The sequence below is a fragment of the Streptomyces sp. NPDC015139 genome, from assembly GCF_043079785.1.
GTDB classification, from domain to species: Bacteria; Actinomycetota; Actinomycetes; order Streptomycetales; family Streptomycetaceae; genus Streptomyces; species Streptomyces albidocamelliae.
On record NZ_JBIBUW010000032.1, the window covers coordinates 31,321 to 41,811 of the forward strand.

The following is a 10,491-nucleotide window of genomic DNA, read 5'->3' on the forward strand; positions in this document are numbered from 1 at the left end:
CCTAAAGAGCTTCGTCTTGCCCGAGATCGGTCGATTACAGGAGACCGAAGATCCTTGGGATCCGTATCGGCTTCTGGATCCGCTCGGGCTGCCCGTCGAGCCGGTCACGGCGTACTTCAAGGACTTGATGGCGGCGGACAGCTCATCGCTGACGCCACGGTCGTACGGCACGGACCTGCTGCGTTGGTGGCGCTTCCTGTGGGCCTTCGGGATCGAATGGGATCGCGCGGTCCGTGAGGATGCTCGGGACTTCATGTTGTGGATGAAGCTGGCGGACAAGCCGGTACGGGTTCACTGGCGTCACCGGGGCAAGGCCGATGCGAAGATCCCGGCGCCGTCCAGGGCGGGGCGGCCGGCTCCGGGGTCACCGAACCCGGTGACGGGCAAGCTCACCGTCGGGAAGAAGTACGCCCCTGCCACGAGGGCCCACTGCGAGACGGTTCTCCGGTCGTTCTACGACTTCCATCTGGAGAGCAACACCGGGAAGTTGCTGGTCAACCCCTTCCCTCTGGTCCGCAGCCGACGTTCGGCCAGGGCCAACGCTCACCACAACCCCGAGCAGGAACATCGCAAGCAACGCGCCGGTCTCTACCGGCCGAGGGTGCCCAAGCGGATCCCGCGACGCATCCCCGAGGAGAAGTACACCGAGGTCTTCGCAGGTCTGCGCTCGCACCGAGACCGGGCACTGCTCGCGTTCTGGGTCGCCACCGGCGCCCGCGCCGAGGAACTCCTGACCTCCAAGCAGGGCGACGCCATCGTCGGCCAGCAGACGATCGGAGTGACCCGCAAGGGCACACGCGACTACCAGGAACTACCGGCCACGCCAGACGCGTTCGTCTGGCTGCGGCTCTACCAGGAAGAGGCCTGGAAGAAGGGCGTCCCCCGCGGCCGCAAGCAGCCGCTTTGGTGGACCCGGCGTCGCCCTTGGCGGCCGCTCGAATACGACGCGGCCCGCATGATGTTCAACCGGGCCAACGATCTTCTGGGCTCCAACTGGACCCTGCACGACCTGCGGCACACCGCCACGTTCCTCATGCTCGACGACCCGAACATGCCACCGGCCTACGTTCAGCACATCCTCGGGCACAAGCAGCTGGCCACCTTGCAGATCTACAACCGGCCCGGCCAGGACGACGTGATCGCGGCCGGTCTAGCCCATCACGCCCGGATGGAAGCCGCACAGCGAAAGCCCCAGCCCACAGCGGTGTCACCCGACTACAACCCGGAATCCCTGTCGGTCCTGTTCGGAGGGGGTGCTGCATGATCCAGACACGGGTGAGCGCGGCCAGGCCGATGTCACGGAAGTCGCTGAAGGGCGCCGAAAGCTCCGAGCTCCAACGGCGCTTCCCGCCGCGGCCTCGCCCGGATGTCTGGCCTGAGACGACGGCGCCCCGCGACGAGGTCCTCGATCGACTGCAAAGGCCACCGCTTTGGGCCGCGACCGCGGGTCGGCCCCGGCTTGCTGGCGCTCGGCTCCTGCTGCCCTGGCTGGAGAGCCTGCCCGGTGAGACCTGGCAGGATCGGTGGCTGAGCGCGGTGACCACCGCTTCCACGAAGGACGAGCTCTTCCAGAGCGTCATGCGCTGGAACGACCGGACTGCCACAGGCGATCGGCGAAGCAAGTTCAACTCGGGCCTGCTGGCTTTGATTTGCGCGGACGTTTTCCGCCCCGACCTGCAGTGGATGATCCAGAACCCGTCAGGGTTCCTACGGACCGGCATCAAGACTGCGCGAGATCCCCAAGGGTTCGCCCGGATCGAGGGATTCGTGAAGTCCGAAGTCCTTCGAGCCCGCCACGGAACCGAGGCCCTCACCGCCATTGCCCAGATCATCGCCGCCTACGGCGGCCGGGTCGAGGACATCACAGTCGGGGAGTTCCTCCTGCGGATGGAGTTGGTCGATCCGAGGCTGACCCGGGGAACCCGGCTTGCCTACACCTGGCTGCGGGACATGGGGCAGTTCCCCTCCGACGCCCCACCCACCCTGCGGAACATCAACACCCGTGCTGGGCAGGTCACTCCGGAGCGACTCGTCGACCGCTACGGCATCAAGAACGGGCCGATGCGGGACCTGCTGATCTCCTACCTGACCGAGCGGCAGCCAGCGCTGGATTACAACACGCTCAAAGGGCTTTCCACGATCCTGGCCGGCAACTTCTGGGCAGATCTGGAACATCACCACCCGGAGCTGGACTCGCTACGCCTGCCTCAGGACATCGCCGCAGCTTGGAAAGAACGCATCGCGACAAAGACGGTCCGTCGACGCCAGGCCGACGGAACGATAGCCGACGTCGTCGTGTCCAGGCACAGCGCTCCGTCCATCAAGGCCACGGTTAGGGCGTTCTACTTGGACATCGCCCAATGGGCACTCGAGGAGCCGGAGCGTTGGGGCCCCTGGGCCGTTCCCTGCCCGATCAGCGACGCCGACTGCTCCACCAAGAAGAACGGCTTGCGGCAGAAGACGCAGGCCGACCAGCGCACGCGCGAACGACTTCCCGTCCTGCCCGCCCTCGTTCGCGTCGCCACACAGCGGCTCAAGGACGCACGTGCTCGGCTGGAAGCTCTCCGCGCAGCACCTATGGGCTCCACGTTCACGATTCTGGGTGACACGTTCACGGTCCCCGCCGGGACCGATCGCGCCGGCGGGCAAGCTGCCCGCGTCGCGGATCAGAACGGAAAGCTGCGCTACTTGGTCGCCGAGGAACGCGGCGCGTTCTTCGCCTGGGCGACCATCGAGATCCTTCGGCACACTGGCATCCGGATCGAAGAGCTCCTGGAGCTCGGGCACCACAGCATCATCAGTTACGCGCTCCCGTCGACGGGGCAAGTCGTTCCGCTCCTGCAGATTGCCCCGTCCAAGACGGACCAGGAGCGCTTGCTGCTGGTCACACCCGAACTTGCGGACGTGCTCAGCGCCGTCGTCTCCAGAGTCCGTGGCTCCGACGGACGCGTTCCGCAGGTCGTCAGCTACGACCCTCACGAGCGCATCTGGAACGAACCTCTACCCCTTCTCTTCCAATACGAGACGACCGACGACAACCGCCGCTTCGCGGAGAACTTCATCCGCCGCGTCCTTCAGGACACCCTCGAAGCATCGGGCCTGACCGACGCCGCCGGAGCCCCGCTGAGGTTCCAGCCGCATGACTTCCGCCGGATCTTCATCACGGACGCGATCCTCAACGGTCTTCCGCCACACATCGCCCAGGTGATCGCCGGACACACGTCGATCAAGACCACGATGGGTTACGCCGCGATCTATCCGAGTGACGCGATCGAGGCTCACCGGGCCTTCATCGCACGCAGACGTTCTCTGCGACCTGCCGAAGAATATCGGGCCGTCACCCCGGAGGAGTGGGACGAGTTCCTCGGGCACTTCGAACGCAGGAAACTCGCCCTCGGCGAGTGCGGACGCGCCTACGGAACGGATTGCGTCCATGAACACGCCTGCATCCGCTGCCCAGTGCTCGTCGTCGACTTCAGCGACATGCCCCGGATGGTCGAGATCCGGGACAACCTTCTCGATCGGATCGCGGAGGCAGAACGAGAGGGATGGCTCGGCGAAGTCGAAGGGCTGTCGGTCAGTGTCTCGGCCGCAGAGGAGAAGATCGCCCGTCTTGAAGCTCGGCAGGCACAGAAGGCTTCCCCGATCTTTCTAGGTGTTCCCAGCTTCGATCGGATCGTCGCACGCACCAACACGTCGGATCGCCCAGACGCGCCCAACTCAATGGAGGCTGAGGCTTCTTAGTTCGGAGAATGGCTGACGACGGCCGAGCTCGCCGATGAGCTCCGGGCCAACACCATGCGCGGCTACCTCCACTTTTGGTACCGGTCCATGTGTGACCGGGTTGAGTTGAGGGAGGTCGCCGGTGCGCGCCCGTATCTGCGGATCACGCTGCTGGCCGCCTCGCTCGGCGGCCTGTTCACCCTCGGCATGTGGGCCTCGCTCGCCGGTCTGGTCCTCGCCGGGGCCATGACGACCGCGCTCGCAGGCACCGCAGTCGTCGCCTCCCAGACCGCCGGCCGCGCCCTGAACTCGATCATCCGCTACTCGACGGTCATGTTTCACCACGGGCTCTACCTCTCCGACTACTACGAGTTCATCGACGAGGTCCGCGCCATGACCACAGCCCGCGGCACCGCGCGGGCCAAGCCTCCGCAGCAGATCCGCCTGGAAGGCGCCTCCTACACCTACCCAAGCAAGGAGGCCGCGGCCGTCCAGCCGATCACCCTCACCCTGGACCGCGGCGAAGTCGTCGCCCTCGTCGGGGAGAACGGCGCCGGCAAGTCCACACTGATCCGCATGATCACCGGGCTGACCGTCCCGACCGACGGCAAGGTCCTGTGGGACAGCACCGACCTGGCCGGCGCCGACGCGGAGTCGGTGTGGCGGCACGTGGGCCTGGTGCCGCAGAAGAACGGGCACTGGCCGCTCGCCGCCCGGGAGAACATCACCCTGGGTCAGCCCCGCGAGCACGGCGACGAGCGGATCTGGGACGCGGCCGGACGCGTCGGCATGACCAAGGCCCTGCGTGATCTCCCCAAGGAACTGCAGACGCTGCTCGCCCGGTCGGTGTGGGGCGGCCACGAGCTGTCCGGAGGGCAGTGGCAGAGGCTGGCCTGCGCGCGAGCGATGTACAGGGAGCCGGCCGTGCTCGTCCTGGACGAGCCGACCAGTGAGATGGACGCCCGAGGAGAGCACCAGATCTTCAGGGAGCTGCGGGCCATGGCCTCGGACCGGATCACCGTGGTGGTCACCCACCGCCTCGACAACGTGAGGATGGCCGACCGAGTGATCGTCCTCGACCAGGGAACCGTCCGGGAGCAAGGCTCCTTCGACGAACTCATCACGACCGAGGGAAGTTTGCTCGGCGAGCTGTACGGCCTCTCCCAGGACCGCTAACCCGCGGCGCCCAGCAGAGGTCCACGCGGGGCCGTGCAGCCGGCGCGGCCCCGCCACTCCCCCGACGCCAATGAGCACCGAGCCCGAAGCCGTCAACGCCCGCGCCCGGACCACGTACGGCACCCGCCATCTGCAACGAGGCACCGACATCCCGGAAGTCGACCGCATCTCCTGGGGCTTCTGGCCGACCGGCCCCGGCGCCGAAGTCCTGGGCGACCTGACCGGCCTGCGCGTCCTGGACCTGTGCTCCGGCCTGGGCAAACACACCGCCCACCTGGTGCGCGAGCACGGAGCCACGGTCGACGCCGTCGAAGCATCCGCCAGCCAGCACGAGCGGCTCGATCCGGTCCCACATCGCATCAGTGATCACTAACCGGACGGACACATCCCATCAACTGACCAACCGATCAAGGAACACGTTCTCGGCCCCAGCGGTGGTGGAGTAACGAGCGGCTGGCGGACGTGCCTCTGCCAGCGTGCCGTGATCTATGGCAGGTCCCGCGTTCACTGGGTGACGAGGCCAATGGGATGGTTTGTGTGACGGGGGCAGACAGCGATGGTGAGGCGGCCGCGGCCTGGCGACACGCCCGTGGGGATGTTGGCGTCCATGACGTCCGCTTGTTGCTGGTCTTCGAGTGGGATCCAGCTGGCGGTTCCCGGGTCCCATTCCCGCTCATCGATGGTGAGGAGTGGGTTGAGCTGCGTCGTGCAGTCTGGGCAAGTCAGCGGTTGGGGGGCGGTGAGCCGCCAGGCGATGTAGCCGCCGGTCTTCCAGCCGGGTGCGGTGGACAGGTCGTAGATGTACTGGGGGTGGTCGTCGTCCTCGGGTCCTTCCCATGCCTCGATGCGCGTTTGTAGGGATTCGGGGAGGTCGGTGAGGTAGGGGTGCTCGACGATTTCCTCGGGGTGCAGAACACAGCGGGAGGGCACGAGTTCTGGGCGGCCGACGACCTCGGGGGCCGGCTGCTCCTGGAGGAGTGGCCCGGCGTCTTCTGAGTGCCGCCAGCGCAGGTGGACGTTGAGGTCGTGTCGGCTGTCGCCGTGTTTTTCGAAGGGGCACCAGAACACCTGGAGCAGGTCGCGTTCTGCCGTTTCCGGCAGGCCGGGTACGTCGCGGCGGTACAGCTGGGCGACTGCGAGCATGGGGATGGGGTCGGTGTCGGCCAGGTGTGGGGCGTGGCGGCCGCGTTTGAAGCCGGCGAGGATGGTGGATTCTTCGTCGTTGGGTCCGGACTGCGGAGCGCGCTGCCAGGCGCGTTCGAGGATTTCGCGTTCCTGCAGGACGTCGGTGAGCCGGTAGCCGTTGCTTCGTTTGTGGGGGAGGGTGCAGGTGGGCCAGGGTTCGTCGGCTGGCCACAGCATCGGGCCGCCGACGGAGCTGTCCTGTGCGGTGGGTGTGCCGCGGCGTGGGTGCAGGCGTGTTGCCGGCCGGCGCAGGCGGGTCAGTTCGGGGAAGGCGGCTTCCACGTCGGCGGGGCGTGGGGGGGTGGTGCGCGGCATGTGCTTTGGCTCCCGGGGCTTGGTGGGTGGTTTGTTCGGGGGTGTGGCAGTGGAGGCCGGAGGGGGACTTTATACGTTTTAGGGGTGCCATCCGGGTATGGCGGTGCGTACTCCGGCGGCTGGGTTGTCGAGCCAGCCGGTGAGTTGGAATCCCTTGTTGCCGTGGGCGGCGTATTCGAAGCGGATGGGGATGGGGTTGGTGCCCTCGTAGATGGGGGTGACGTCATATTGGACGATTTCGCCGCGTTTGACCGCTTTGTAGACCTCTCCTTCGACCAGGTCCCGTTGGTAGGGGGAGTTGGTCGGGTTCTGGGTCTGGGTGACGAGGTTGTGCTTGGCGGAGTGGCCCTTTCCGGCGCCGCCGAGGCGGTCGGCGAGGAGGTGGCCGCGGGCTTCGTTGAATGCGGTGCCGTGGCCGCGCCAGCCGGGTGGGGTGATCTTTCCGGCTTCGGTGCCTTTGTTCAGCATCTCGGGGCGGATGCATGCGGAGACGCCGGTGGGGCGGCCCAGGTGGTCGAGGGGCTTGTAGCGGACGCTTCCGCCCCAGGCGTAGTGGTCCTTGCGGCAGGGGCCGAGACCGACGGGGTCGTACAGGTCCAGGGGGTTGTCGACGTAGGCGAGGGGGTTGGGAGCGGGGATGAGTCCCAGGGGGTCGGGGCTGATGTAGCGGGCGGTCTCGGGGTCGTAGTGCCGGAAGTAGTTGTAGTGCAGGCCGGTTTCGGCGTCGGCGTACTGCCCGGGCTGGCGTAGGGGGGTGTGGGCGGTGGCGTTGGGGCTGACGGCGGTTGTGCCCCAGACGGTGGTGCGGGAGTGCCAGGCGATGGCGGCGTCGTCGCCGACGAGTTCGGTGGGGGTGCCGACGAGGTCGGAGACGATGGCGAAGAAGCGGGAGTCGACCTCTTCGTGGGGGAGCGGTTTGCGTTCGTACTGGGTGAGTGGGCGGTAGCCGTCGTAGTCCCAGGTGAGGGTGATGCCCGTTGCTGGTGTCGTCTGTTCGGCGAGGCGGGTGCCGTCCCAGGTGAATCGGGTTTCGTCGATGACGTGGCCGCTGTCGTCGAGCCGGTATTTGGCGGTCCGGCGGCCCAGGGGGTCGTAGCGGTAGTGCCACGTGGTGTCGTCGGGTGTGGTGCAGGAGGTGAGGCGGTTCTCGGCGTCCCAGGTGTACTGCCAGACGTCCGGCTTGCGGGACAGGCGCTTCTTGGTGCGTTCGACAAGGCGCCCGGCCTGGTCGTAGCGGTAGTGGGTGTTGCCGGCGCGTGTGACGCGGGTGCCGGTGTAGTCGCGCTCCCCTCGGGCTGCCGGGTCCGCGGCGCGGTCGGGCCAGCTGGCGCTGATCTCGTTGCCGGAGGCGTCGTAGGCGTAGGTTTCTGCCCCTGCAGGTCCGGAGGCGTGGAGCGGTCGGCCGACGGGGTCCAGGAGGTACGAGGTGTGGTTGCCGGTGATCTCGTCTCGGACCGCGGTGAGATGGTCGTCGGCGCGGTAGCTGTAGCTGCGGGCTCGAATGGGGCGGTCTGATCCGGCGGTGAGGTGCTGCTGCGTGAGTCGGCCTGCGGGGTCCCAGGATGAGGTGAGCTGAAGGTGACCGGTGCTGCGTTGTGTCTCGCGGCCGAGGCTGTCGTGCGTGAAGGACAGGGTGTGCCGGTCGTCGATGGTGAGACTGCTGCGGTTTCCGATCGCGTCCCAGGTCAGTGAGGTCTGGGCGCCGGTGGGGGTGGTGCGGGTGATGCGCCGGCCTGCGGCGTCGTATGCCAGGTTGAGGGTGGCGCCGTCCACTGTCTGGGTCAGGAGGCGTCCTGCGGCGTCGTAGGTGAAGTCCAGGCTGCAGTCGGGATTTGCTGCGGTCACAAGGCGTGACGCTGCGTCATAGGAGAATGTGGTGCGTGTGTCGCCGGTGGATTTGGCTGCGAGGCGGCCGTTGGCGTCGAAGGTGTACGCGACGGTCTGCCCGGCCGGGTTGGTGCGGCCGTTGAGCTGTCCCGCTGCGTCGTAGGTGGTGGTGGTGACGCGGTCGTCGAAGTCGGTCTCGGACGTCAGGCGTCCGGCGGGGTCGTACTGGTAGGCCCATGTCAGGCCGGCTGGGTTGATGACCTTCTGGAGGCGTTGCTCGGTGTCGTGAACGAAGGTGTGGGTGTGGCCGTCAGGGGTGGTCCGTGTAGCGACGAGGTCGAACGGGCCGTAGGAGGTGAGGGTGCTGCCGCCGGATGGGTCGGTGTGCCGGATGCAGTTGCTTTCGCCGTCCCACTCCCAGGTCTCGCTGGTGCCGTCCGGGGCGGTCTGCGCGATGAGCCGGCCTTCGGCGTCCCAGGCGAAGCGAGTGGTTGCGCCGAGCGCGTCGGTCAGTTCGATGGGCTGTCCGAGCGCGTCCCGGCGGCACACGGTGCGGGCGCGGTGGGCGTCCTCGACCGCCACGGGTAGACCAGCGGCATTGTTCTCCATGCGCAGGACCGCTCCGAGAGGGTCGGTCTGGGTCTCCAGGGCGCCCGTCGAGTGGTAGGTGAAGCGGATGGTGGCACCGTCCGGGCCGGTGACCGTGGTGCGGTTGCCGCGTTCATCGAATGTTTGCGTCGTCTGGGCGCCGTCGGGTCCGACCAGTGAGATCGGCAAGTGCCGGGCGTTGTAGGTGATGCGGGTGACGGATCCGTCCGGGGCGGTGACGGAGGTGAGGTTGTCGTCGGTGTCCCATTCCCAGCGGGTGGTGCGGTCGAGCGGGTCGGTCTGGGAGAGGAGACGGTCGTGGCGGTCCCATTGCTGGGTGATGGTGTGGCCGAGGGGGTCGGTGATGGCGGTGATCTGGCCGTAGCGGTTGGCGTGATAGACCGTGACGTGGCCAAGGGAGTCCGTGTAGGTCACGGTGCTGGTGCCGTCGCTGCGGGGCTCGTCGTAGTGGACGGTGGAGTTGAGGATTCCGTCCGTGCCGTGGGTTTGGATGACGCGGCCGGCAGCGTCGTAGACGTAGGCGAATGCGGTGTCGTTGGAGTCCCGCCAGCCGGTGATGCGGCGGGCCTCGTCATAGGTGAAGCGCGTGGGAGCGTCGACCGCGTTGCGTATCTCGGTCAGATTTCCGGCGTCGTCGTAGGTGAAGGTGCGCAGCCGGACGAGAGCGTCATCGACGAGGACCGATAGGGCGGTGACCTTGCCAGGGCGTTCCTGGTCGGAGTCGACTTGGATGCGGTAGCCGCCGCTGTGGGTGACGGTGACGGGTATGTCGTGGTCGTCGCGTTCGATGGTGATGGCGTTGCCGTTGCGGTCTTCTATGCCGACGAGCCACCACACGCCGTCCTGTGCCGCTGCGGGTTCGAAGTGGCGTATCAGCCCGGTTCGGGGGTCCTGGGAGATCAGGGCATAGCTTGCGCCCCGGGTGACGTAGGTGAGGGGCACCCGCACGCCTTCGGCTGGGCCGACCCGGTCGCCCGGCAGGTCGGGAAGGCGTGGGTAGGCCAGGGCCGAACCGTCCTCGCGGTACCACCAAATGCCCCCGAGTGCGTCGTCCCGCTGGAGGCGTTCGTCGAGGGTGGCTGCCCACGACGGGCCGAAGGAACGGCCTGCGGCGTAGCCGGACAAATGCGTGCGGCGCAGTACGAGCGGCAGTACACCGGCCAGATCGACATCGGCTTGCGCGAGCCCCATCTGACCGGTGGCCATGTCGATGGGGTCGTTGCACCATTCCTTGGCCTGCAACTCGCGGCCCTGCTTGGACAGATCCGCCGAGTCGACCTTCAGCCCCGGGTCGCTCTTGCGGCCGGGTTGTGAAGGGGCGCCGTGCCCCGACGCATCGCCTGCTGCGTGCTTGCCGACGTCGATGCCCTTGACCCTGTCCCCGACCCCGTGATCGTTGTGCTTGTGCAGCCGGGAAGTCGCCCGCGCCCGCTCGGGGACAGTCTCCGTGACGTGTGTGGCGATCTTCTTCAGGGCCTTCTCGGAGCCCTTGAGCGCACCGTGCAGGACACTGTCGAAGGCCTTGGTGAACGGGTCCCGGCCCTTGCTCCGGCCGAAAGCGCTCCTAGAGGTTGTCCCGTATGGGGTGTGGGTTATCCACTGAGGGCCATGTTGTGGAGTCGGGCGATGCCGAGCATGGCCTGGTGAACGCCGTTG

Annotated in this window: 6 protein-coding genes; 4 read left to right on the forward strand and 2 right to left on the reverse strand. The window is 67.3% G+C overall.

Annotation, left to right across the window (positions count from 1 at the left end; translation table 11 throughout):
* The first annotated feature begins 16 nt into the window (after nt 1-16).
* From ACF08B_RS39650 to ACF08B_RS39665, 4 genes are all read left to right on the forward strand, one after another.
* Entirely contained in the window at nt 17-1,264 is a 1,248-nt protein-coding gene (locus ACF08B_RS39650; RefSeq protein ID WP_392321896.1) for a tyrosine-type recombinase/integrase, read from the forward strand.
* On the forward strand, nt 1,261-3,744 hold the full coding sequence (locus ACF08B_RS39655; RefSeq protein WP_392321897.1) for a tyrosine-type recombinase/integrase: 2,484 nt from the start codon (nt 1,261-1,263) through the stop codon (nt 3,742-3,744). The genes ACF08B_RS39650 and ACF08B_RS39655 overlap by 4 nt, the downstream gene beginning before the upstream one ends.
* Before the next feature lie 87 nt (nt 3,745-3,831).
* Complete coding sequence (locus ACF08B_RS39660; RefSeq protein WP_392321898.1) at nt 3,832-4,899, forward strand: ATP-binding cassette domain-containing protein; 1,068 nt, start codon at nt 3,832-3,834, stop codon at nt 4,897-4,899.
* A gap of 70 nt (nt 4,900-4,969) precedes the next feature.
* Nucleotides 4,970-5,272 carry a hypothetical protein gene (locus tag ACF08B_RS39665; RefSeq protein WP_392321899.1) on the forward strand — a complete coding sequence of 101 codons (303 nt, stop codon included), beginning with the start codon at nt 4,970-4,972 and terminating at the stop codon, nt 5,270-5,272.
* Nucleotides 5,273-5,403: 131 nt separating this feature from the next.
* Here the strand turns inward: ACF08B_RS39665 and ACF08B_RS39670 are convergent, their stop codons facing one another.
* Complete coding sequence (locus ACF08B_RS39670; RefSeq protein ID WP_392321900.1) at nt 5,404-6,399, reverse strand: hypothetical protein; 996 nt, start codon at nt 6,397-6,399, stop codon at nt 5,404-5,406.
* Between the two features lie 78 nt (nt 6,400-6,477).
* The coding region (locus tag ACF08B_RS39675) for an RHS repeat-associated core domain-containing protein (RefSeq protein WP_392321901.1) at nt 6,478-10,491 on the reverse strand (4,014 nt) is incomplete at its 5' end.